The organism is Rhodospirillum centenum SW, assembly GCF_000016185.1.
In the GTDB taxonomy this organism is placed as follows: Bacteria; Pseudomonadota; Alphaproteobacteria; order Azospirillales; family Azospirillaceae; genus Rhodocista; species Rhodocista centena.
In genome coordinates, this window is sequence record NC_011420.2 from 1,703,851 (window position 1) to 1,725,584 (window position 21,734).

A 21,734-nucleotide genomic window follows, 5' to 3' on the forward strand; every position below is an offset into this window, starting at 1 on the left:
TTTCCGGGCCTCCCGAAAAAAATCCCGACCCGGTGTTCGGAACGCTTGCATCCCCCGCCGCCCTGTGGCACATACCGCCGCCACACGGGGCGCCCCACCGGGGAACGCCGCCAGATGCTGCCGTAGCTCAGTCGGTAGAGCGCGTCCTTGGTAAGGACGAGGTCGTTGGTTCGATTCCAATCGGCAGCACCATTCTCCCCCTTCTCTTCTGAAATCCGTCAGATCGCACCGGACTCCGGGTGCCACAGGTGCGTCAGCGGTCCGTCGCGCCCGTAGAGCGGGTCCGTCGCCGGCACCGGCACGCGGCCGATGCGGGGCGCTGCCCGTGCCGCCTCCGCCTCTCCCGTCCCCTTCATGTCGGGTTCCTGCCCCGGCGGATAGCCGCCCACGGCCAGAAAGTCGGGGCTGCTGTCGAGATTCCTGTGCGCCACGCCGGCCGGAATCAGCACGGCGTCGCCGGCCGCGAGAGCGACCTCGATCCCCTCTTCCCCGCCGAAGCGGACCCGCGCCCGGCCGGCGGCGATTCCCAGCACCTCGTGCGCCGTGGTGTGGAAATGGTGCCAGCCGTAGATGCCGTCGCGCCAGAGTCCGCCCCAGCCGTTGCCGGCGAACAGCGATTCGAAGGTGGCGGCCCGGTCCCCCTCCCCCACCGCGCCACGGTAGACCAGCAGCGGCAGGTGCGGGTTGTTCGGCGCCCCGGCACGGGGCGCCAGCACATGCCGCTCGACCGCGGCCGCAGGGTCGGGAACCGGATGAGCGGGAACCGGATGAGCGGGGCTGCCGCGGCGGGCGGTTCCGTTCTCTGCCATGCTGTCCTCCTGGACTGTGACGGCCGGAATGCGGTTGGCCGGAATGCGGTTGGCGCTCCCCCGCTGCAACGCTAGACAGGGCCGGACGGTCCATCGCGCGCCACAGGCCCGGCGCGTCGAGCTTTGCAGGGGTTACGGCATGCGGGTCCTGGTCACCGGAGCGGGCGGTTTCGTCGGGCGCGCGCTGCTGCCGGCACTGGAGGCGCGCGGGCATGCCGTGGTCGCCGCCGTGCGGCGGCCGCTGGGCCTGCCGGATGTCGCGGAGGTCGTGGTCGGCGACATCGCCACGGTGGCGGACTGGCGGCCCTGGCTGGAGGGAATCGACGCGGTGGCGCATCTGGCCGCCTGGGTCCACCGGCCCGGCCTGCGCGGGGCCGGGGCGGACCGCGCCGCCCATGCCGTGAACGCGGAGGCGACCGGGCGGCTGGCGGCGGCCGCGGCGGCGGCGGGCGTGCGCCGATTCGTCTTCCTGAGCAGCGTGAAGGCCCTGGGCGATGCGAGCCCCGGCCGGCCGCTGACGGACGCCGACCCGCCCGCCCCCACAGACGCCTACGGCCGTTCCAAGCTGGAGGGGGAGCGGCGGCTGGCAGCGGCCGCGGCGGGGACCGGGATGGCGGCGGTCAGCCTGCGCCCGCCGCTGGTCCACGGCCCCGGCGTGACGGCGAACTTCCGGACCCTGCTGCGGGCAGTGGAGCGGGGCCTGCCGCTGCCGCTGGCGGCGGTGCGCAACCGCCGCTCCCTGATCCATGTCGGCACGCTGGCCGACGCCGTGGTGCGGGCGCTGGAGCGGCCGGAAACGGAGCCGGGTCCGTATCTGGTGGCGGACACGCCCGCCCTGTCCACGGCCGACCTGGTCCGCGCGCTGGCGACCGGGATGGGACGGGAGGCGCGGCTGTGGCCCTTGCCGCCGGCCCTGCTGGCCGCGGCGGCGGGGCTGCCGCGCGTCGGGGGCGCCGTGGCGCGGCTGACCGGCGATCTGGAGATCGACGGATCGCGCTTCCGCCGGGTCTACGACTGGCAGCCGCCGCTGCCGCAGGACGAGGCCCTGCGGCGCACGGCGGCGTGGTACGCCGGCGTCAGTGGTCGGAGCCGTGCAGGATCTGGTTCCTGAGCCCTGTGTCGTAGTCGCGCCCGGCCGGGGTCAGCACGAAGCCGTAGGGATAGTCGGAGCGGATCAGGCCCTTGCGCTCCAGCGCCGCCCAGGGGGCGGGGTTGGTCAGGCCGGTGGCGTCGGCCGAGGAGACGACCCAGGGGCCGAGGTGGAAATGGTTGCCGTGGGCATGCGGCAGCTCGTCCACCCGGATGCCGCCGTCCTCCGTCGGGCGGCCGAGCCCGTCCAGCCCGGCGAGCGCCTGGAACAGGGTCAGGGTCTTGAGTTGCAGGGCGTTGAGGTTCAGCGGGTTCTTCCTGGCGGCCATCGGGCACGGGCTCCGGCATCGTCGGACGGGGGTCTGTCCAGCCGCGGGTTGAAGCGCGCGGCGGCGCCGGCGTCAACCCCCGGTGTTTCCCGGCGGCGCTTCCCGCTTGCGCTTCCGGTCAGGCTTGTCATCTTTCCGGGGAGCCTCCCCGACCGGATTCCCATGCCCCGCCGTTCCCGCCCCGCCCTGCTTCCGGCCCTGCTCCTGACCGCCGCCCTGGCGGGCACGGTGCTGCTGCCTGTCCTGGCGCCGGCCGCGCGCGCCGACATGGCGGCGGGCCGGACCGCCTTCCGGGCCGGCGACATGGCGGCGGCCCTGGCGGAATTCCGCAAGGAGGCCGAGGCCGGCGATGCCGAGGCGCAGTACCTGGTGGGGCAGATGACGGCGCTGGGCCAGGGCACCGCGCGCGACGTGCCGGGCGGGCTGGTCTGGCTGGAGCGGGCGGCGGCGGCCGGGAATGTGGAGGCGATGACGGCAGCCGGCTCGCTCTACGCCTCCGGCGACGGGGTGAAGGCCGACTTCGGCCGCGCCTTCGCCCTGCTCCGCCCCGCCGCCGAGGCAGGCGATGCCGAGGCGCAGAACAATCTGGGCGTGCTCTATTATTTCGGGCTGGGCACGGAGCCGGATCCGGTGCAGGCCCTGGTCTGGACGACGAAGGCGGAGCGGCAGGGCATGCTCCAGGCGATCCGCCTGCGCACCGAGATCGAGCGCGACCTGAGCGTGGCGCAGAAGGCCGAGGCAGCGCGCCTGCTGGGGCCGCCACCGGAAACGGCCGCCGCGCAGCCCGCTACGCCGAAGAAGGCGCCGCCCGCGCCCGTCCCGGCGGCTCCGCCGCCAGCGTCCGCCCCCGCGGCTCCGCCCGTGGCGGACGGCTGGTCGGTGCAGCTCGGCGCCCTGCCCGACGAGGCGGAGGCCCGGCGGGAATGGGCGGCGATCCGGCAGCGCCACCCGGATCTGATCCCGGCGGGCGAAGCGCGCTTCGTGCCCGTCGATCTGGGGGCGCGCGGAGTCTACACCCGCATCCTGGCCGGCAGCTTCCCGACCGCGGCAGCGGCAGCGGCGGCCTGCGCCCGGTTCAAGGACGCGGGCCGCGACTGTCTGGTGCGCCGGCGCTGACCCCGCCAGCGCTCCCGGCACCGCCTGCGGCCACCAGCACCAGCAGGAACACCGTCAGCAGCAGGGAACAGATCCACCAGGTCTGCCAGGCGCCATAGGCGAAGTTGGCGATGACGAGGGCAGAGGCGAAGGCGGCCAGCGCGTAAGGCTGCGCCGCCCCCAGCCGGCGGGTGCGGTCGAGCAGGACCAGCAGGAACCAGAGCAGCAGCGCCGACCCCACCACCCCCAGCTCCAGCAGCGACTGCAGGAACAGATTGTGCGGATGCAGCGGCAGGCCATCCATCCCCTCGGCCGGGAAGGAGCGCGACGCGTCCAGCCCCCAGCCGAACAGCGGATTCTCCGCCACCCGGTCGGCGGCGTACTGCCAGATCCTGACCCGGTGGCGGAAGCTCCAGGGCAGCTCCTCCATCTCCGCCACCCCGACGCGGTGGAGCCCGTGCGCGATCGGCACGCCGAAGGCGAAGCCGGCCACCAGCACCGTGCCGATCACCGCCCGCGCCGCCCCCGGCGACCACAGCGCCAGGGCCAGCACGACCAGCCCGGCCGCCACCCCCGCCACCGCGGACGCGCTGGGCGTCGCCAGCGTCAGCAGGAAGTAGCCGGCGGGCAGCAGCCAGGCGGTCCGGACGAAACCCCGCCGATGCAGCAGCAGCGCCGCCGGCCAGACCAGCATGGCCAGGATCACCGCCGGCCGGTTCAGCGCCCGGATGCGCCCGAGATGCGTGGCGTCGCCCAGCTTGCCCAGGGAATAGAGGGGCTGATCGGCCAGCACCTCCACCGCGTAGACCGCAAGCCCGACGGCGATGCCGATCAGCAGCCAGCGTTCGATCCGCTGCCGCCGCTCCGGGTCGAGCCCGGCGGTGAGGGCGATCAGCAGGATGCCGGGCACGAACTCGTAGGCGAAGGTGATCGTCTGGGCGAGGCCGTCGATCGGCACCGGAGTCCAGGCGATGCTGAGCCCGCCCGCCAGCCAGAACAGCAGCAGCGGCAGCAGCAGGCCGCGGTCCAGCGGCGGCAGCCGGCGCAGACGCCAGAGCACCGTGCCGCCGGCCAGCACCGCCCCGGCGATGAAGAGCGGCGCCATGCCCAGGGGCAGCAAGGGGGCGAACAGGGCCGTCCCCAGCGCGACCATGCCCGCCAGGATACCCGGAACGGGACGGACGAAGGGATCGGAAGCGGACGCCCCGCGCAGGTCGCGGGGGCTCATGGCCGGCCTCCGGTGCGGGCGAGCAGGGCGAGCGCCGCCGCCTCGACCACGGCCAGGTCCAGCCCCTGCATCCGCTCCTCCGGCCGTGGCGCATCGGGCGCCAGCACATGGGCCGCGTGCGGCCCCCAGGGGCCGTAGATGTCGGCCGGGGTCGGGCCGAACAGCCCGAGCGTCGGGGTGCCGGCCGCGGCGGCGAGATGCATCAGCCCGGAATCGTTGCCGATGTAGAGCCGGGCGCGGGCGAGGCAGGCCCCGGCGAGCAGCGGGTCGGTGCGGCCGACGAGGTCCACGGCGCGCTCCGGTCCCAGCCGGTCCAGCACCGGGCGGCAGCGCGCCTCCTCCCCGGGGCCGGCGAGGACGAGGGTACGGGCGCCGGGAAGCGGCCCCGACGGTCCGGTGAGTCGGTCCGCGAGCTCGGCGAAGCGGTCGGCGGGCCATTCCTTGCCCGGCCAGTTGGCGGCCGGGCCGACCGCCAGGAACGGGCCGGGGCCGCCGAGCCGGGCCGCGGCCCCTGTCCGGGCCGCGTCGTCGAGCCAGAGCCGCGGTGACGGCGGCGGGGTCAGCCCGGACAGCCGGCCCAGATCCTCGACCTTGTGCAGTCCCTGCCCCGACATGCGGTAGACCACCCGCCGGTCGGCCCGGAGCAGCCGGGAGACGGCGGAGTCGCGCAGATCGACCACCAGCCCCCAGCGGCGGCCGACGGTGCGGCGCCACAGCGCGACCCAGTGTCCGGCCCAGCGCCGCTTCGGCAGGGCGATCAGATCGGTCAGCCGGGGCACGGCACGGAACAGCGGCGCCGGGATCGGACCACAGGCGATGGTGAAGCGGGCTTCCGGGCGGGTGTCCACCAGATGGCCGAGCAGGCCCGTGGTGAGCACCGCATCGCCCAGGCGGTTGGAAGTGATGAAGAGGATGTCCACGCGGATCGTCGTCCTGTCGGAACGCCCGGCCGAGAGGCCCGGCAACGGCTGCCCGTCCCATCCCGCCCAGAGGACGGCAGCCGGCGACCTTATAGCCCCCGCTGCGGCGGATTGCCAAGGCGGCCCGCCCGGCTGCCGCCTGCCCCGCCCTGCGGCCATGCCTCGGCGCAGGCTTGTCCGGTCGGCGCCGCCTGCCTACGTCATCCCGTCGAGAGCCTGACCGGGAGAGAGCGATGACGACCGAGCTGCCCCTTGCCGTTCCCCTGCCGCAGCGGGGTGTGCTGGCCGTCGGCGGGCCGGACCGCGTGAGCTTCCTGCAAGGGCTGGTCTCCAACGACGTGGCCCGGGTAACGGAGGGGCGCGCCGTCTGGGCCGCGCTGCTGACGGCGCAGGGCAAGTACCTGCACGATTTCTGCATCGCCGCCCTGGGCGACGCGCTGCTGCTGGACTGCGAGGCGGCGCGGCGCGACGACCTGCTGCGCCGGCTGCGCCCCTACCGGCTGCGGGCGCAGGTGACGCTGGAGGACCGCACGGACACCCTGGCGGTGTCCGCCCTGGTCGGCACCGCCGCCCCGGCCGCGCTGGAGCTTCCGGCCGAGCCCGGCGCCGCCCGGACGGTCGCCGGCGGCACCGCCTTCGTCGATCCCCGCCATGCCGCCCTGGGGCTGCGCCTGATCCTGCCGCGGGAGGGCGGCGCGACCGCCCTGGCCGGTTTCCGCCAGGGCGGCGAGGCCGACTGGGACTCGGCGCGGCTGGCGCTGGGCATCCCCGACGGCAGCCGAGACCTGGTGCCGGAGAAGTCCATCCTGCTGGAGAACGGCTTCGACGAGCTGCAAGGCGTGGCCTGGGACAAGGGCTGCTGGATGGGCCAGGAGCTGACCGCCCGCACCCGCTACCGCGGCCTGATCCGCAAGCGCCTGCTGCCGGTCGAGGTCTGCGGCCCGCTGCCCGAACCGGGCACGCCCGTCTTCCTGGGCGAGCGCGAGGCCGGGGAGATGCGCAGCGGGCACGGCGGCCAGGGCCTGGCCCTGCTGCGCCTGGAGGAGGTGGAGCGGGCCGCGGCGGAGGGGCTGTCCTTCCGCGCCGGCGAGGCGACGCTGTCGCCGCGCCGCCCGTCCTGGATGGGCTGACGCGGCGGACGCTGCGGATGGGTGTATTTGGCAACCTGTTTGGGTAACCTTACCCCGGACGGAACCGGGGTGAAGGAAGGGCGGCATGCCGCTGATCCGGGCAGGATGGACGGTGCGCGGGCTGAGCGCGGCGCTGGCGCTGGCCGCCGTGCTGGGCGGCGGCGGGATTCTGGCGGCAGGCGCCTTCAATCTGGCCCGGTTCGGGCAGGTGTCGGCCAGCCTTGCGGCACTGCCCGCCGATACCGCGGCCAAGGAGGCCAGCCTGGAGTCGTTCCGCGAGCGGCTGGGGCAGAGCGGCTTCCTCCAGAGCCTGTGGCTCTACCAGAGCAGCCGCGCCGCGGAACCCCGCGCCGCCATGGACGCGGCCCTGGACTCGGCCGAGCGCGACCTGCGCGCCTTCGAGTCCCGCCGTCTGGATGCCTCCGAAACCGCGCTGGCCCGCGATCTGCGCAAGCTGCTGGAGGGCTACCGGCAGGCCCTGGCCGCCGGCCCCGAGGCGCTGGCCGGCCCCGCCGGCACGCTGCTGGCCCTGCGCCATGCCGAACTGGCCGACCGCATCGCCGCCTTCCACGGTGAGCGCGAGGCCGAGGCCGCGGCCCGGCTGACCCCGCTGGCGATGCAGGGCTTCTGGCTGGGGTTGGCGGCGGCCGCGGTGGCGGTGCTGCTGGCGCTCGCGCTGCTGCTGCTGCTGCGGGTGCGGGTGCTGGCGCCGCTGGCGGAACTGCGCCGGTCGGTGGAGGCTCTGTCCCGCGGCGACTGGCGCGGTGGCCTGTGGGGCACGGAGCGGACGGACGAGTTCGGCGCGCTGGCCCGGAGCCTGGAGGGGTTCCGCCGGCAGGTGGCGGACCTGCCCGACATCTCCGTCCTGACGGAGGAGGGCCGGGTCCGGCTGAAGTTCGACGGCGGGGCCGGTGATCTGTTCCAGGCCGTGCAGGACCGCCTGCGCGACGCCGGCACGGCCCTGGCCGCCAGCGGCACGGAGGCCGAACAGACCCTGGCCCGGATGAAGGACGAGCTGGAGGTGGCGCTGGCCCAGGTGCAGAGCCTGTGCGCCGCCGTCGCCCGCAGCGCCGGCGACAGCAACCGCGAGATCAGACAGTCGGGCGACCTGCTGGCCCAGGCCGCCGCCCAGGTCCGCGCCTTCGACGCCCGCGGTCCCGGCGGCGGGCTGGACGGGCTGGTGGACAATCTCCGCCGCAACGCCGAGCGGCTGGCCGAGACCCTGGCCGATACCGGGCAGGAGGTCGGGCACACCCTGCGCGACCTGACCGGCAGCGCCGCGGACATCCGCGACAGCTCCGAGCAGGCCCGCACCGCCACCCGCACCCTGTCCGAGACCATCGCCGACGTGCAGACGAAGATGCTGGCGGCCGTCAAGGTCATGCGGGCGGCGGGAGAGCTTCTCACCGGCACGGCCGGCACCGCCGGCGCGGATGTCGGCCGCATCGTGGCCGCCGTGGGCGACGCCGAGCACGCCCTGGCCGCCGCCCTGGCGGAGGCGACCAGCCGGCTGGACGGGGCCATGGGTGCGGCCACCCGGCGGCTGGACGGCGTCATGGAGGACGCGGCCCAGCGCCTGGATCTGGCCCTGGACGGCGCGACGGGCCGGCTGGACGGGGCGCTGGACGCCGCCACCCGGCGCATGGACGACGCCACCGGACAGATCGCCCGCACCGCCGGCCTCCTGGAGGAGCGCGGCCGCAGCAACGGCGACCGCATGGACGCGGCCATCGAGGAGCTGAACACGGCCGCGCGGACGGTGGAGCAGTCGGCCCGGGTGCAGGAGGACCGGCTGGCCCCGGTGGTGGACCGGATCGGCCGGATCGAGGATGCGCTGGGCGCCACCGCGGCCGAACTGGCGTCGCGCACCGGGCTGCTGTCCAAGGCGGTGGCGGAGATCCACGGGCTGGCGGACGGGCTGGCCGGGGAAATGGAGCGCCGCCGCGCCGAGCCGGTGCAGGCCCAGCTCGCCGAGCAGGTGCTGGACCGGCTGCACGAGACGACGGCGCTCCTGACCCAGCGGGCGGAGGCGGCCGGCGGTACGGCGGAGCGGCTGAGCCGGATGCTGGCCGACGGGCTGGACACGGTGACCCTGCGCCTGCGCGACGCCGCGGCCGAGCTGCACCAGCAGAGCCGCGCCGTGGCGACGGAAGCCGCCGCCGCGACCACCGCCCTGGAGACGAGCCTGACGGCGGCGCTGGCCCGACAGGAAGCCACGACGGAGAGCCTGCGCGGCGTCGCCGACGGGCTGGCCCCGCTGGCCGGACTGCCCGGACGGAGCGACGCCGCCACCGCCGCCCTGGCGGCCCTGGCCGGGGACCTGGGCACCCGGCTGGCCGGGCTGGAGCGGGTGGCTGCCGCCCTGGGCGAGACGACGGCGACCCTGCAGGCGCTGGCCGAGCGCAGCGACACGGCCGGGGCGGAGCGCGCCGCGGCCGAGCGCGCCGCCGCCGAAGCGGCCGAGGCGGCCGCGGCCGACGCGGCGGAGAAGGCCGCCGCCGCGGAAGCCGCCGCCGCCGCGGCCACCGCGACCCAGGCGGCAACCCGCGAACTGGGCCTGCGGCTGGCGGAGATCGCCGATCAGCTCCGCGCCACGGCGACCGGGATGCAGGGGACGAGCGGCCTGGCGGGGACGGCCGGCCTGCCGGGAGCGGGCGCTGCCGCGGCCCCCCGTGCAGCCCTTCTGCCGGAACCGGCGGCGGACTGATGCGGGACGGGACGGGCGACGGATGCCGCCCTGTCCCTTTTTTGTCCCGACCGGGCCGGGAATAGGCGGTGGGGGAGCGTGTTCGTCGGGGTGCAGGTGCGCGAAACGGCGCACTGAAAGAGACCATCCAGACGGAGGAAGACCACATGCGTAAGGAACTGATCGGCGCCGCTTCGGCCGCCGCGCTGCTGGTTTGTGGCACCGCCTGGGCGCAGGGCACCGCGACCCAGTCCGACCGGACCACCACCCAGAGCACGACCCAGGGGTCCACCGCGCCGGGCGCCATGGGTCAGGGCACGACCTCGACCTCGCCGGGCATGACCTCTCCCTCGACGCAGGGCACCACGGCCCAGGGCACCACGTCCGGCAGCACCATGGGCAGCGCCGGCTCCACGGCGGGCAGCGCGACCGCCGACCGCACCTCGGCCGAGAAGCTGATGGGCAAGACCGTCGTGGACGCCTCCGGCGAGGAGCTGGGCGAGGTGAAGGACGTCGTCATGGACGCCAACACCGGCGAGGCCCGGCAGATCGTCATCTCCAGCGGCGGCTTCCTGGGCATCGGCGCCAAGGACATCGCCGTGCCGTTCCAGCAGGCCCAGATCCAGCAGGGCAGCGAGGAGCTCACCGTCAGCGGCCTGACCCGCAACCAGGTCGAGCAGCTGCCGGAGTTCGAGTATGACGATAACACCGTCTCCCTGAGCCGCGACCGCGGCCAGAGCGAGACGAACACCACCACGACCACCACCCGCTCGGGCAGCGGTCAGTAACGCCCCCCCGCGGTTCCGACCGCGGACATGGAAGGCCCCCGGGCAGCCGCCCGGGGGCCTTTTCCGTGCCCGCCCTGCGCCCCCAGGCAGACATGGAAAAGGGGGCCGGCGGGCCCCCTTTTCCCGAGCCGTCCCCGCGGGGATCAGGCCTCGCTGGCCGCCTTCTCCCCCAGGATCGCGGCCTGGGCGGCGGCAAGGCGGGCGATGGGCACGCGGTAGGGCGAACAGGACACGTAGTCGAGCCCGACCTTCTCACAGAAGTAGATGGACGACGGGTCGCCGCCATGCTCGCCGCAGATGCCGAGCTTGATGCCGGGGCGGGCACCACGGCCCCGCTCGGCGGCGATCTGCACCAGTTCGCCAACGCCGTCGGTGTCCAGGGTCACGAACGGGTCCTGCTCGAAGATGCCGGTGCGCTGGTAGTCGGGCAGGAAGGAGGCCGCGTCGTCGCGGCTGATGCCGAAGGTGGTCTGGGTCAGGTCGTTGGTGCCGAAGCTGAAGAATTCGGCCGTGCGCGCGATCTCCGCCGCGCGCAGGGCGGCGCGGGGCAGCTCGATCATGGTGCCGACCAGATAGTCCAGCGGCCGGTTGCTGCGCTGCGACACCTCCGTCGCCACGCGGTCGATCACGGCCTTGAGGATGTCCAGCTCCTTCCGGGTGCCGACCAGCGGGATCATGATCTCGGGCGTCACGGTCTCGCCCGTCTCCTGGAAGACCACCACCGCCGCCTCGAAGATGGCGCGGGCCTGCATCTCGTAGATCTCCGGATAGGAGATGCCGAGACGGCAGCCGCGATGGCCCAGCATCGGGTTCGCCTCATGGAGCTGGTGCGCACGCTGCTGCACCTTCTGGAGGTCGGTGCCGGTCGAAGCCGCCACCTCCTCCATCTCCGCTTCCGACGCCGGCAGGAATTCGTGCAGCGGCGGGTCGAGCAGACGGATGGTGACCGGCAGGCCGGTCATGATCTTGAACAGCTCCACGAAATCCTGGCGCTGCATCGGCTCGATCCGGGCGAGTGCGGCGCGGCGGCCGGCCTCGGTGTCCGCCAGGATCATGCCGCGCACGGCGACGATGCGGTCCGCGTCGAAGAACATGTGCTCGGTGCGGGAGAGGCCGATGCCCTCCGCCCCGAACTTGCGCGCCGTGCGGGCGTCCAGCGGCGTCTCCGCGTTGGTGCGCACCTTCATCCGGCGGAAGCGGTCGGCCCAGCCCATGAGCAGGGCGAAGTCGCCGGACAGCTCGGGCTGGATGGTCGGCACCTCGCCCAGCATCACCTCGCCCGTGGAGCCGTCGATGGTGAGGATGTCGCCCGCCTTCACCTCAACCCCGCGCACCAGCATGGTGCCGCGCTTGTAGTCGATGCGCAGCTCCCCCGCCCCGGCGACGCAGGCGCGGCCCATGCCGCGCGCCACCACGGCGGCGTGGCTGGTCATGCCGCCGCGGGTGGTGAGGATGCCGCGGGCGGCGTGCATGCCGTGGATGTCCTCCGGCGAGGTCTCCACCCGGCAGAGGATGACGCTCTCCCCCAGTTCGGAGAGGCGCTCCGCCTCCTCCGCCGTGAAGACGACCTTGCCCGAGGCGGCCCCCGGCGAGGCCGGCAGGCCCTTGGCGATGATCTGCTTCTTCGCCTTGGGGTCGAGCGTGGGGTGCAGGAGCTGGTCGAGCGACTTCGGCTCGATCCGCAGCACCGCCGTGCGCTCGTCGATCAGCCCCTCGCGCGCCATGTCCACGGCGATCTTCAGCGCCGCCGCGGCGGTGCGCTTGCCGGTGCGGGTCTGCAGCATGTAGAGCTTCGACTGCTGCACCGTGAACTCGATGTCCTGCATGTCGCGGTAGTGCCGCTCCAGCTTCAGGCGCACCGCGTCGAGCTGGCGGAAGACCTCCGGCATGCTCTCCTCCATGGAGGGGAGCGTGGAACCGTTGGCTTCCTTTCCGGCGATGGTCAGGTGCTGCGGCGTGCGGATGCCGGCCACCACGTCCTCGCCCTGGGCGTTGATCAGGTACTCGCCGTAGAACCTGTTCTCGCCCGTCGAGGGATTGCGGGTGAAGGCCACGCCCGTGGCGCAGTCGTCGCCCATGTTGCCGAACACCATGGCCTGGACGTTGACGGCCGTGCCCCAGTCGGCGGGAATGTCGTGCAGCTTGCGGTAGGTGATGGCGCGCTGGTTCATCCAGCTTCCGAAGACGGCGCCGATGGCACCCCAGAGCTGCTCCACCGGGTCCTGCGGGAAGGGCCGGCCCAGGGTGCGGTCCACCACCGCCTTGTAGCCGGCGATGACGGCCTGCCAGTCCTCTGCCTTCAGCTCGGTGTCGAAGGTGTAGTCGCGCTCGCGCTTCACCTCCTCCAGCACCTCCTCGAAATGGTGGTGCTCCACGCCCAGAACGACGTTGCCGTACATCTGGATGAAGCGGCGGTAGCTGTCATAGGCGAAGCGGGCGTCGCCGGAACGGTCGGCAAGCCCCTGCACCGTGGCATCCGTCAGGCCCAGGTTCAGCACCGTGTCCATCATGCCCGGCATGGAGGCGCGGGCGCCGGAGCGGACGGAGACCAGCAGCGGGTTCCGGGCATCGCCGAAGCGCATGCCGACGACCGCCTCCACCGCCGCCAGGGCCGCGTCCACCTGGGCGCGCAGGTCGGCCGGGTAGCTGCGGCCGTTGGCGTAGAACCAGGTGCAGACCTCGGTCGTGATGGTGAAGCCCGGCGGGACCGGCAGGCCGAGATTGCTCATCTCCGCCAGGTTGGCGCCCTTGCCGCCGAGCAGGTTCTTCATCTCCGCCCGGCCCTCGGCCCTGCCTTCGCCGAAGCTGTACACCCACTTGCTGCTCATGGTCCGTACCGATCCTGGTTCAGTGGTGGGGAAAGTTATCCACAGGATACGCAACACTGCGCAACAGATCGACCGCTTGTGTTGCGTCGGCCGCTGTCGCGCGCATACTCCGACCGGCGGGGGGAACGGACGGAGCCCGCGCGGGGTTCCGCCCCCGCCCCGGACCGGCCGCCGCCCACGCCGGCACCCTCGTCAACCCGTGCCCATCCTCAGCCCTCGATCCGGGAGAAGTCCGCGACGCCGTTCAGGGTATCGCGGATGCGGGCGAGCAGGCGCAGGCGGTTGGCGCGCAGGACGGCGTCCGGCGCGTTCACCGTGACCTTGTCGAAGAAGGCGTCCACCGGCCCGCGCAGGGCGGACAGCAGGCGCATGGCGCCCGTGAAGTCCTCCGCCGCCAGCAGCGGCGCCAGATCGGCGGCGGTGGCGTCCAGCGCCGCGGCCAGCGCGCGCTCCTCCGCCTGCTCCAGCCGGCCGGCGTCGATGCCGCCGCCGCTGTAGCTGACCCCGTCCTTCTTTTCTTCGATGCGCAGGATGTTGGCGGCGCGGCGGTAGGCGACCAGCAGGTTCGCCCCGTCCTCCGACGCCACGAAGCCGGCCAGCGCGTCCACCCGCTTCAGCAGCAGCACCAGATCGTCCTGCCCGCCCAGCCCGAACACCGCGTCGATCAGATCGTGCCGGACGCCCTTCTCCTTCAGCGCCACCTTGAGGCGGTCGGCGAAGAAGGAGAGGAGGTCGCCGCCGACGGTCTCCCCGGCCGCCGCGGGAACGGCGACGGCGGCCCTGCCGAACAGGGGCAGCAGGCTGGCGCGCAGCCCGTTCTCCACGATCAGCCGGATCACCCCCAGGGCGGCGCGGCGCAGCGCGAAGGGGTCGCGGCTGCCGGTCGGCTTCTCGTCGATGGCGAAGAAGGCGACCAGGGTGTCGATCTTGTCGGCCAGCGCCACGGCCACGGCCACCGGATCGGCGGGCACCCGGTCGGAGGGGCCGAGCGGCCGGTAATGGTCGGCGATGGCGTCGGCCACGTCCGCCGGCAGATCCTGGGCGCGGGCGACATGGCCGCCGAGGATGCCCTGCACCTCCGGGAACTCGCCCACCACGCCGGTCACGAGGTCGGCCTTGCACAGCCGCGCGGCGATGCGGACCCGCTCCAGCGCGCCGGTGTCGAGGCCGAGGGTGCGGGCGATCTCCACCGCCAGGGCCTCGATCCGCTCCGCCCGCTCCAGCATGGTGCCGAGCTTCTCGTGGAACTTGATGTCGGCCAGCGCCTGCCGCCGCGTCTCCAGCGGGGTGGCGAGGTCCTGGTCCCAGAAGAACTTGGCGTCGGAGAGACGCGCGCGCAGCACCCGCTCATTGCCCGCGACGACGGCGGCACCGCCGTCCACGGTCGGCCGGTTCGCCACGACGACGAAGCGCGGGGCAAGCTTTCCCTGGGTCGTTTCGAGAGCGAAATAACGCTGGTGGGTGCGCATGGAGGTGGTCAGCACCTCCGCCGGCACGTCCATGAACTGTTCGTCGATGCCGCCGACCAGGACGACCGGCCATTCGACCAGACCCGCCACCTCTTCCAGCAGGCCCGGATCGTCCTTCAGCACCAGCCCCTCGGCCTCCGCCGCGGCGCGGGCGCCGGCCAGGATGAGCTGCTTGCGCTCCTCCCGGTCCAGGATGACATGGGCGCCGCGCAGCTTCGCCTTGTAGTCCTCGAACGAGGTGACGGTCAGCGTGTCCGGCGACAGGAAGCGGTGCCCCTTCGTTTCGTTGCCGTAACGGATGACCCTCGCCGTCGCCTCCCCCGCAAGGCAGGCGTTGCCCTCCGAGGTCTCCGGCGGCGGTTCCGCCGTGCCGATGGTGAGCCCGCCCGGCACCACCTGCCCGTCGAACAGCGCGAGGATGCCGTGCAGGGGGCGCACCCAGCGGAACTGGTTGGTTCCCCAGCGCATGGATTTCGGCCAGGGCAAGTCCCGGATGGCGCCGTCGATCAGGGCCGGCAGCGCGTCGATGGTGGCCCCGCCCGGCTTCTCGATCACCGCGAAGTAGAACACGCCCTTGCCGGTGTCGCGTTGTTCCGCCTGCGAAATGTCCGTCAGGCCGGCGGCGCGGAGGAAGCCCTGAAGGGCCTGCTCGGGGCTGCCGACACGGGGACCCTTGCGTTCCTCCCGCACATCGGCCTGCCGGGCGGGGATGCCCTCCACCACCAGCGCGATGCGGCGCGGCGTGGTGTGGACCTCGGCCCGCTGGAACTGGATGCCGGCGGCGGCCAGCCGGTCGGTGACAAGGCGCCTGAAGTCCTCCCCGGCACGCACCTGCATGCGGGCGGGGATTTCCTCCATGAAGAGTTCGATCAGCAGCTCGGCCATGGTCAGGCGGCCTTCGTCCGGGACGTGCGGTAGGCGTCCGCGAGCCATGCCTCGCAGCAGCGGCGGGCCATCTCGCGGACACGCAGGATGTAGCTCTGGCGCTCGACGACGGAGATGACGCCGCGCGCGTCCAGCAGGTTGAAGCGGTGGCTGGCCTTGATGCACTGGTCATAGGCCGGCAGCGCCAGCCCCTTCTCCAGCAGCGCCCGGCACTCCGTCTCCGCATCCTGGAAGTGGCGGAACAGCATCTCCGTGTCGGCGTATTCGAAGTTATGGGCGCTGTATTCGATCTCCGCCCGCTTGAACACGTCGCCGTACTTCACGCCGTGGTCGTTGAAGGCGAGGTCGTAGACGTTCTCCACGCCCTGGAGGTACATGCACAGCCGCTCCAGCCCGTAGGTCAGCTCGGCCGCCACGGGATCGCACTCGATGCCGCCGACCTGCTGGAAGTAGGTGAACTGCGTCACCTCCATGCCGTCGCACCAGACCTCCCAGCCGAGGCCCCAGGCGCCCAGCGTCGGGCTTTCCCAGTCATCCTCGACGAAGCGGATGTCGTGCAGGTCCGGGTCGATGCCGATGGTGCGCAGGGACTCCAGGTAGAGATCCTGGATGTCCGCCGGCGACGGCTTCATCATCACCTGGAACTGGTAGTAGTGCTGCAGGCGGTTCGGGTTCTCGCCGTAGCGGCCGTCCTTCGGCCGGCGCGAGGGCTGCACATAGGCCGCGTTCCAGGGATCGGGACCCAGCGCGCGCAGGGTGGTGGCCGGATGGAAGGTCCCCGCCCCCACTTCCATGTCGTAGGGCTGGAGGATCAGGCAGCCCTGGCGGGACCAGAACTGCTGAAGAGTGAGGATGAGCCCCTGGAAACTGAGGGGTTTCCTGCCGTCGCCGGTGGCCGCCATGCCTGGTGCTTTAAGTTTTCGTTGCGGTGCGGCGCACCTTAGTGGCCGCAACCGACGGAATCAAGGCAGGGCCAGGAAAGGCCGGGGCGCGCTCCTGGCATGCACGCCCTGGACGGGCGATGGACGGCATGCACGCCCGGAACGGGCGATGGACGGCTTGCGCGCCCGGAACGGGCGATGGCGGACCCGCGTCAGCCGCGGCGCGGGCAACCGGGCCGGCCGCAGGCGCCCGTGCCTTCCGCCACATAGACACCGCAGACGGGGCATTCCACCACGTCCTCCGTCACCGGACCGGGCGGGGACGCACGGCCGCGGCCCCGCCGGGACGGGCGCTCCGGCCGGTCGCGTCCCTGCTCGCGCAGCAGCCCGTCGCGCCGGCGCTGGAGCGCCGTCACCAGCCTGAAGCCGTACCAGACGGCGGCGACCAGGGCCGCGAGGGTGAGGAGCTTGGCGAAGGAGAGCATGGGCGGAGACCGGAAGGACCGAACGGGCGGAGGGGACGGCGGCGGGCCAGACTTGGGGATGACGCGCCGCGGCGCAAGGCGGAAAGTCGGGGCCGCCGGCCCCTGTACGCCCCCCTGTGCGCCCCCTGCCGTTCCCGGTGCCCCCTTCCCCGGCCGCTTATTCCGGCTGCAGCGGCGTCGGCCGGAAGCTGCCGCGACCTTCCGCCGCCAGCCAGCCGAAGGTGGCGAAGGCGGCCGTGCTCTGTGCCAGCTTCTTCGGGTCCACCTTGTCCAGCGTGTCGTCGGGCGTGTGGTGGACGTCGAAATAGTCCGAACCGTCCTGGGCGAGGCTGACCACCGGCACGCCCAGCCGGCGCAACGGCCCCATGTCCGGCCCGCCCGAGGCGTTGTTCGGGCCGGGCAGCACGCCGATCGGCGCCAGCGCCGCCTGGATCGCCTCCCCCGCGGCCTTGGCTTCCGGGGAGAAGAAGGTGGCGAAGCGGTAGACCGGGCCGGCGCCGAAATCGGCCTCCGTGCCGACGACATGGTTCGCCAGCTCGGCCTTGTGCGCCTCGGCATAGGCCTTGGCGCCGACCAGCCCGACCTCCTCCGCCGCGAACAGGACGATGCGCAGGGTGCGGCGCGGCTTCTGCGGCAGCTCCCCGATCAGCTTGGCCGCCCCCATGACGATGCCGACGCCGGCCCCGTCGTCGATGGCGCCGGTGCCGAGATCCCAACTGTCCAGATGCGCGCCGAGCAGGACGATCTCCTCCGGCGCCTCGCGGCCCGGGATCTCCCCGATCACGTTGTGGCTGGTCACCTGCCCCGGCAGGGTCGGCGTCAGCTCCAGCCGGATGCGGACCGGCCCCAGCTTCAGCAGCCGTTCGAGCTGGTCGGCGTCGGGGTTGGAGACGGCCGCCGCCGGCAGCGGCGGCAGCCCGCCCTCGATGCTGACCATGCCGGTATGGGCCAGCCGGTGCGACTCCGTGCCGATCGAGCGGATGATGAGGCCGACCGCCCCCTTCTTCGCGGCTTCCGCCGGCCCGCGCGAGCGCGCCACGACGGCGGCGCCATAGCCCGCCCCGTCCTGGGTACGGACGGTGCGGCCGGAGATGAAGGCGATCTTGCCCTCCAGGCTGCCCGGCAGGGCTGCGCGCAGATCGGCGAAACTGTCGAACTGCACGATCTCCGCCGTGATGCCGCCCGGCGGGGTCGCCGCGCTGTAGCCCAGGGCGGTGACGACCAGCGGCTGCGGCGCGGGCGCCAGCACCTCCGCCTTCTCCCCGCCGCGCAGCCAGCCGACCACCGGCACCTCCTCGGTGCGGACGTTCTTCAGGCCGATGTCCTTCATGGCCTGCACCGCCCAGGCCACGGCCGCACGGTCGCCCGGCGTGCCGGGCAGGCGGGGACCGACCCGGGTGGTCAGCGATTCGACGAGCGCATAGGAGGTCGGATCGGTCAGCGCCTTCTGCTGAAGCTGACGGGCGATGGCGATGGCCGACTCCGGAATGCTGGCGGGTTCGACCGCCGCCGGGGCCTGGGGCGCCGGGGCGGGGGGCGCCGGCTGCTGGGCGAGCGCACCGCCCGCCATCGCTCCCCCGAGAAAGACGGTCCCCAGGACCGCCGCCAAGACCTGCCGCGCTGTCGCCATTGCCCTGTTCCTTGTTCCCTGTTCATTGCCCCGCAGCGCCTGTGCCCTGCGCCGCGCCACAGGGTCCTGTGCCCTGTGAGGGCCGGAGGCTAGCGCGCTTCCGCCGCGACGGGAAGCGCGCCGCGTGCGCCGCGGCAGGGCTTCACCGCGGTGCGGCAGGAACCGGCGGAGCGAAGAAGGGCGTCAGAGGCCGTAGCGCTGCCAGAGCGCCCGCTCCTCCGCGGCGGAGAGCAGGCCGGCCGCGATGCCGGCGCCGAGATCGGCCGACGCCGGCAGGCCGGAGAGGCGGGACTCGCCGCCGCCCAGGCGCTGAAAAAGGGACCGGCGCTGGCCGACCATGCGGAGCTTCACCTCGGTGCCGTAGCGCTCGCGCAGGACGGTGCGGGCATCGCCCAGCCGGTCCACCAGCCCGAGCGTGAGGCCGCGCGTGCCGGTCCAGAACTCGCCGGTGAAGAGATCCGCCTCCGGCACCGTCAGCTTCGGGCCGCGGCGGCGGCGCACCCAGTCCTTGAAGGACTCATGGACCTCCTCCTGGAGGGACTTCAGGCGCTCCACATCCTCGGCCCGCTCCGGCTGGAAGGGATCGAGCATGTTCTTGTTGGTGCCCGAGGTGTGGACCCGGCGCTCGATCCCCAGCCGGCGCAGTGCCTCGGGGAAGCCGAAGCCGCGGGAGACAACTCCGATGGAGCCGACGACGGAGCTGGGATCGGCCACGATCTCGTCCGCCGCACAGGCCAGCCAGTAGCCGCCGGACGCCGCCACATCCTCCACGAAGGCGATGACGGGGAGCTTCTTCTCCTCCGCCAGCGCCCGGATGCGGCCGCCGATCAGGGCCGACTGCACCGGCGAGCCGCCGGGCGAATTGATGATGAGGGCGACGGCCACCTGGTCCTTGGGGGCGAAGGCCCGCTCCAGCAGGGGGGCGGTGGCGGCGATGGTCAGTCCCGGCCGGAATCCGCCCACGCCCCCGATGATGCCGGAGAGGCGGACGACGGAAACGATGGGGGGCGGGGTCTGGCCGAGCAGGCGGCGGAGGCGGCGGATCAGCATGGTCGCCATATGGGAAGGCGGACCCTACAGCTCCAGGGGGGCGGCGTGCAGCAGCACGGCGTCGGCCGCCGGGGTGAAGCGTCCCTCCTCCCCGTGCAGGACAAGCCCGGCGGCCAGCCGCAGCGGGCCGCGGCCGTCGCGCACGGCCTGGACGAGCACCCGCTTCGCCGGCTGCCCGGCGCGCGGCCAGAGCGGAAAGACGACGATGCCGCCGAAACGGCCGTGCAGGGCGGCCAGGATGGCGTCCAGCCGGTCGGCCCGGTGGACGAGCGTCAGGATGCCGCGCCCCTTGAGGTGGCGCAGGGCCGCCCGCACCCAGTCGGCCAGGGTCGCCTCCCCCTCCCCGTGGCTGGCGGCCTTGCCGGGCGCGGGCGAGGGCGTGTGGCGTCCCTCCTCGTAGAAGGGCGGGTTCATCAGCACCCGGTCGAATCCGTTCAGCGGCAGCCCCGGTGGCGGCGCCCGCAGGTCGCCCTCCAGCACGCTGATCCTGTCCTGCCAGCCGTTCAGGGCGACGCCCTGCCGCAGGGCGGCGGCGGCGGCCGGCTGCCGCTCCAGCGCCGTCAGGCGGCAGCCGGGCGCGCGCGCCGCAAGGCAGAGGGTGGCGGCGCCGGCCCCCGCACCCAGCTCCAGCACCGCCTCGCCGGCCCGCGCGGGGACCGCGGCGGCCAGCAGCACCGGGTCGATGGCGGCGCGGTAGCCGCGCTGCGGTTGCAGCAGCCGCACCCGGCCGCCCAGCAGCGCCTCCTCCGCCCAGCCGTCCAGCGGGACGGCCCTGTCACCGTCCGTCATCGTCCCGCCCCTGGTCCCGCCCCTGGTCCCGCCCCTGGTCCCACCGCCTGGATCCCGGCAGCGCGCAGCAAGTCCCGCGCCGCGGCGATGTCCGCCTCCGCCACCATGATCCGGCGCGGAATGGCGCCGATCGAGCCTTCCATGCCGGCGGTGAAGTCGTCGAGCAGGAGGGCCTCGATCCCGGCATCGGCCAGGAGGGCGCGGACGAAGGAGATCTCCACCATGTCGTTGCTTGCCAGAAGCGCCTTCATGCCACCCCGTTGCAGGCCGTGCGGGGGCCGCGCCGGCTGTGATGTGCGTCACTGCGATCGAGCCCGTCCCTGCGGCGAAGGATGGGCGGATGGTTGCCGTGGAATTGCGGAGACCGGCGCGAAAGGTTATGCGACGCTTCGACCGGCGGCCCTTGACCCCTCGGGACCGGAGATTATGCTCGCGGACACGGTCCGGACCGTCAACGGACGCCGTGCGGATACCCTGCAGACACCCTGCGGACACCGCCCGGTCCCCCGCTGCGTAGCCCGTCGAAGCGTTCAACGCCAGTAGAACAACACCAGTAGAACAACAGGAGTATCCGGCAGTGGCCGTCGTCGCCAATCTCGACCCCAAGCGCAGCAACGCAGGCTCGGATGCCCTGGAGGCGCTGATCGCGCTGGTGGCCGACGATCTGAACGCCGTCAACGAGCAGATCCTCTCGCGGATGCACTCCTCTGTCGAGCTGATCCCGCAGCTCGGCGGCTACATCGTGGCCGGCGGCGGCAAGCGCCTGCGCCCGGTGCTGACGCTGGCCGCGGCCCAGCTCTGCGGCTACCAGGGCACGCGCCAGACGGCCCTGGCCGCCTGCGTCGAGTTCCTGCACACGGCGACGCTGCTGCACGACGACGTGGTGGACGAAAGCGACCTGCGCCGCGGCCAGGCCAGCGCCAACGCCGTGTTCGGCAACAAGGCCAGCGTGCTGGTCGGCGACTTCCTGTTCGCCCGCGCCTTCCAGATCATGGTGGAGGACGGCTCGCTGGACGTGCTGCGCATCCTCTGCACGGCTTCGGCCGTGATCGCCGAGGGCGAGGTGCTCCAGCTCACCACGACGAACGACACCGACACCACCGAGGAAGCCTATCTGGAGGTGATCAAGGCGAAGACGGCGGAGCTGTTCGCCGCCGCCTGCGAACTCGGCGGAATCGTCGCAGACCGGCCGGCGGTGGAGCAGGCCGCGCTGCGCAGCTACGGCATGAACCTGGGGATCGCCTTCCAGCTCGTGGACGACGTGCTGGACTATTCCGCGGTGCAGGCGCGCCTGGGCAAGACCATCGGCGACGATTTCCGCGAGGGCAAGATCAACCTGCCCGTCGTCCTGGCCTTCCGCCGCGGCGACGAGGAGGAGCGGCAGTTCTGGCGCCGCACCATGGAGGATCTGGACCAGCGCGACGGCGACCTGGAGCACGCCATCGCGCTGATGACCCGGCACAACGCCCTGCATGATTCGGTCGAGCGCGCCCGCCACTACGGCGCGGTCGCCCGCGATGCGCTGGAGATGTTCCCGAACAGCCGGATCAAGCACGCCCTGCTGGACGTGATCGACTTCGTCGTGAGCCGGGATTTCTGACGGGAAAGGCAGGGGCACGGCCCCCCGGCGCGGAAACCGCTCC

18 protein-coding genes and 1 tRNA gene are annotated in these 21,734 nt (G+C 73.2%); 7 read left to right on the forward strand and 12 right to left on the reverse strand.

The genetic code is table 11. The annotated features are described in order from the left end of the window. The first annotated feature begins 116 nt into the window (after nucleotides 1–116). Nucleotides 117–192: transfer RNA gene (locus tag RC1_RS07935), tRNA-Thr, on the forward strand. Between the two features lie 26 nt (nucleotides 193–218). Here RC1_RS07935 and RC1_RS07940 read toward each other — a convergent pair. Then, nucleotides 219–809 (reverse strand): cupin domain-containing protein, encoded by a 591-nt coding sequence (locus RC1_RS07940; RefSeq protein ID WP_012566842.1) that lies wholly within the window; start codon nucleotides 807–809, stop codon nucleotides 219–221. A gap of 139 nt (nucleotides 810–948) precedes the next feature. Here RC1_RS07940 and RC1_RS07945 point away from each other — a divergent pair, with 139 nt between their 5' ends. After that, nucleotides 949–1,920 (forward strand): NAD-dependent epimerase/dehydratase family protein, encoded by a 972-nt coding sequence (locus RC1_RS07945; protein WP_012566843.1) that lies wholly within the window; start codon nucleotides 949–951, stop codon nucleotides 1,918–1,920. On the opposite strand, the gene RC1_RS07950 is transcribed toward RC1_RS07945, so the two are convergent. Further along, nucleotides 1,886–2,227 carry a hypothetical protein gene (locus RC1_RS07950; protein WP_012566844.1) on the reverse strand — a complete coding sequence of 114 codons (342 nt, stop codon included), beginning with the start codon at nucleotides 2,225–2,227 and terminating at the stop codon, nucleotides 1,886–1,888. The two genes, RC1_RS07945 and RC1_RS07950, sit on opposite strands and share 35 nt — an antisense overlap. A gap of 162 nt (nucleotides 2,228–2,389) precedes the next feature. On the opposite strand from RC1_RS07950, the gene RC1_RS07955 reads away from it, so the two are divergent. Further along, complete coding sequence (locus RC1_RS07955; RefSeq protein WP_012566845.1) at nucleotides 2,390–3,343, forward strand: SPOR domain-containing protein; 954 nt, start codon at nucleotides 2,390–2,392, stop codon at nucleotides 3,341–3,343. Here RC1_RS07955 and RC1_RS20025 read toward each other — a convergent pair. Both RC1_RS20025 and RC1_RS07965 read right to left on the reverse strand, forming a co-directional pair. Beyond that, the gene (locus tag RC1_RS20025) at nucleotides 3,303–4,550 is read right to left on the reverse strand and encodes an O-antigen ligase family protein (protein ID WP_012566846.1); all 1,248 of its coding nucleotides are present in this window, start codon (nucleotides 4,548–4,550) and stop codon (nucleotides 3,303–3,305) included. The two genes, RC1_RS07955 and RC1_RS20025, sit on opposite strands and share 41 nt — an antisense overlap. After that, nucleotides 4,547–5,470 (reverse strand): glycosyltransferase family 9 protein, encoded by a 924-nt coding sequence (locus RC1_RS07965; protein ID WP_012566847.1) that lies wholly within the window; start codon nucleotides 5,468–5,470, stop codon nucleotides 4,547–4,549. The genes RC1_RS20025 and RC1_RS07965 overlap by 4 nt, the downstream gene beginning before the upstream one ends. A 233-nt stretch (nucleotides 5,471–5,703) precedes the next feature. Between RC1_RS07965 and ygfZ the strand changes: the two genes are divergently transcribed. The 3 genes from ygfZ to RC1_RS07980 all read left to right on the forward strand — a co-directional run bounded on the left by ygfZ (nucleotide 5,704) and on the right by RC1_RS07980 (nucleotide 10,074). After that, nucleotides 5,704–6,600 carry a CAF17-like 4Fe-4S cluster assembly/insertion protein YgfZ gene (gene ygfZ / locus RC1_RS07970; RefSeq protein ID WP_012566848.1) on the forward strand — a complete coding sequence of 299 codons (897 nt, stop codon included), beginning with the start codon at nucleotides 5,704–5,706 and terminating at the stop codon, nucleotides 6,598–6,600. Between the two features lie 85 nt (nucleotides 6,601–6,685). Continuing rightward, a complete protein-coding gene (locus RC1_RS07975; protein ID WP_012566849.1) occupies nucleotides 6,686–9,307 on the forward strand; it encodes a coiled-coil domain-containing protein in 2,622 nt (873 codons plus the stop codon). Nucleotides 9,308–9,453: 146 nt separating this feature from the next. Next, nucleotides 9,454–10,074, forward strand: coding sequence for a PRC-barrel domain-containing protein (locus RC1_RS07980; protein WP_012566850.1), 621 nt, complete (start codon nucleotides 9,454–9,456; stop codon nucleotides 10,072–10,074). Nucleotides 10,075–10,217: 143 nt separating this feature from the next. Here RC1_RS07980 and ppdK read toward each other — a convergent pair whose 3' ends face one another. The 8 genes from ppdK to RC1_RS08020 all read right to left on the reverse strand — a co-directional run bounded on the left by ppdK (nucleotide 10,218) and on the right by RC1_RS08020 (nucleotide 20,342). Then, nucleotides 10,218–12,902, reverse strand: a complete 2,685-nt coding sequence (ppdK, locus tag RC1_RS07985) for a pyruvate, phosphate dikinase (RefSeq protein ID WP_012566851.1) — start codon at nucleotides 12,900–12,902, stop codon at nucleotides 10,218–10,220. A 209-nt stretch (nucleotides 12,903–13,111) separates the two neighbouring features. Next, on the reverse strand, nucleotides 13,112–15,256 hold the full coding sequence (gene glyS, locus RC1_RS07990) for a glycine--tRNA ligase subunit beta (RefSeq protein ID WP_012566852.1): 2,145 nt from the start codon (nucleotides 15,254–15,256) through the stop codon (nucleotides 13,112–13,114). A gap of 2 nt (nucleotides 15,257–15,258) precedes the next feature. Next, nucleotides 15,259–16,158: a glycine--tRNA ligase subunit alpha gene (locus RC1_RS07995; RefSeq protein ID WP_012566853.1), complete on the reverse strand. Its 900-nt coding sequence runs from the start codon at nucleotides 16,156–16,158 to the stop codon at nucleotides 15,259–15,261. Between the two features lie 191 nt (nucleotides 16,159–16,349). Beyond that, on the reverse strand, nucleotides 16,350–16,622 hold the full coding sequence (locus RC1_RS08000; RefSeq protein ID WP_012566854.1) for a hypothetical protein: 273 nt from the start codon (nucleotides 16,620–16,622) through the stop codon (nucleotides 16,350–16,352). A gap of 157 nt (nucleotides 16,623–16,779) precedes the next feature. Next, nucleotides 16,780–18,252: a M20/M25/M40 family metallo-hydrolase gene (locus tag RC1_RS08005; protein ID WP_148213415.1), complete on the reverse strand. Its 1,473-nt coding sequence runs from the start codon at nucleotides 18,250–18,252 to the stop codon at nucleotides 16,780–16,782. Between the two features lie 183 nt (nucleotides 18,253–18,435). Next, nucleotides 18,436–19,311, reverse strand: coding sequence for a S49 family peptidase (locus RC1_RS08010; RefSeq protein ID WP_012566856.1), 876 nt, complete (start codon nucleotides 19,309–19,311; stop codon nucleotides 18,436–18,438). A 15-nt stretch (nucleotides 19,312–19,326) separates the two neighbouring features. Then, entirely contained in the window at nucleotides 19,327–20,091 is a 765-nt protein-coding gene (locus RC1_RS08015; protein WP_012566857.1) for a tRNA1(Val) (adenine(37)-N6)-methyltransferase, read from the reverse strand. Next, nucleotides 20,088–20,342 (reverse strand): putative signal transducing protein, encoded by a 255-nt coding sequence (locus RC1_RS08020; RefSeq protein WP_012566858.1) that lies wholly within the window; start codon nucleotides 20,340–20,342, stop codon nucleotides 20,088–20,090. The genes RC1_RS08015 and RC1_RS08020 overlap by 4 nt, the downstream gene beginning before the upstream one ends. 326 nt (nucleotides 20,343–20,668) lie before the next feature. Here RC1_RS08020 and RC1_RS08025 point away from each other — a divergent pair, with 326 nt between their 5' ends. After that, complete coding sequence (locus RC1_RS08025; RefSeq protein WP_012566860.1) at nucleotides 20,669–21,691, forward strand: polyprenyl synthetase family protein; 1,023 nt, start codon at nucleotides 20,669–20,671, stop codon at nucleotides 21,689–21,691. Nucleotides 21,692–21,734: the final 43 nt, after the last annotated feature.

Bases quoted from the DNA above. Each gene is read 5' to 3' on its own strand.
- RC1_RS07940 (WP_012566842.1), bottom strand. From the start codon at position 809: ATGGCAGAGAACGGAACCGCCCGCCGCGGCAGCCCCGCTCATCCGGTT.
- RC1_RS07945 (WP_012566843.1), top strand. From the start codon at position 949: ATGCGGGTCCTGGTCACCGGAGCGGGCGGTTTCGTCGGGCGCGCGCTG.
- RC1_RS07950 (WP_012566844.1), bottom strand. From the start codon at position 2,227: ATGGCCGCCAGGAAGAACCCGCTGAACCTCAACGCCCTGCAACTCAAG.
- RC1_RS07955 (WP_012566845.1), top strand. From the start codon at position 2,390: ATGCCCCGCCGTTCCCGCCCCGCCCTGCTTCCGGCCCTGCTCCTGACC.
- RC1_RS20025 (WP_012566846.1), bottom strand. From the start codon at position 4,550: ATGAGCCCCCGCGACCTGCGCGGGGCGTCCGCTTCCGATCCCTTCGTC.
- ygfZ (WP_012566848.1), top strand. From the start codon at position 5,704: ATGACGACCGAGCTGCCCCTTGCCGTTCCCCTGCCGCAGCGGGGTGTG.
- RC1_RS07975 (WP_012566849.1), top strand. From the start codon at position 6,686: ATGCCGCTGATCCGGGCAGGATGGACGGTGCGCGGGCTGAGCGCGGCG.
- RC1_RS07980 (WP_012566850.1), top strand. From the start codon at position 9,454: ATGCGTAAGGAACTGATCGGCGCCGCTTCGGCCGCCGCGCTGCTGGTT.
- ppdK (WP_012566851.1), bottom strand. From the start codon at position 12,902: ATGAGCAGCAAGTGGGTGTACAGCTTCGGCGAAGGCAGGGCCGAGGGC.
- glyS (WP_012566852.1), bottom strand. From the start codon at position 15,256: ATGGCCGAGCTGCTGATCGAACTCTTCATGGAGGAAATCCCCGCCCGC.
- RC1_RS07995 (WP_012566853.1), bottom strand. From the start codon at position 16,158: ATGGCGGCCACCGGCGACGGCAGGAAACCCCTCAGTTTCCAGGGGCTC.
- RC1_RS08000 (WP_012566854.1), bottom strand. From the start codon at position 16,622: ATGCTCTCCTTCGCCAAGCTCCTCACCCTCGCGGCCCTGGTCGCCGCC.
- RC1_RS08005 (WP_148213415.1), bottom strand. From the start codon at position 18,252: ATGGCGACAGCGCGGCAGGTCTTGGCGGCGGTCCTGGGGACCGTCTTT.
- RC1_RS08010 (WP_012566856.1), bottom strand. From the start codon at position 19,311: ATGGCGACCATGCTGATCCGCCGCCTCCGCCGCCTGCTCGGCCAGACC.
- RC1_RS08015 (WP_012566857.1), bottom strand. From the start codon at position 20,091: ATGACGGACGGTGACAGGGCCGTCCCGCTGGACGGCTGGGCGGAGGAG.
- RC1_RS08020 (WP_012566858.1), bottom strand. From the start codon at position 20,342: ATGAAGGCGCTTCTGGCAAGCAACGACATGGTGGAGATCTCCTTCGTC.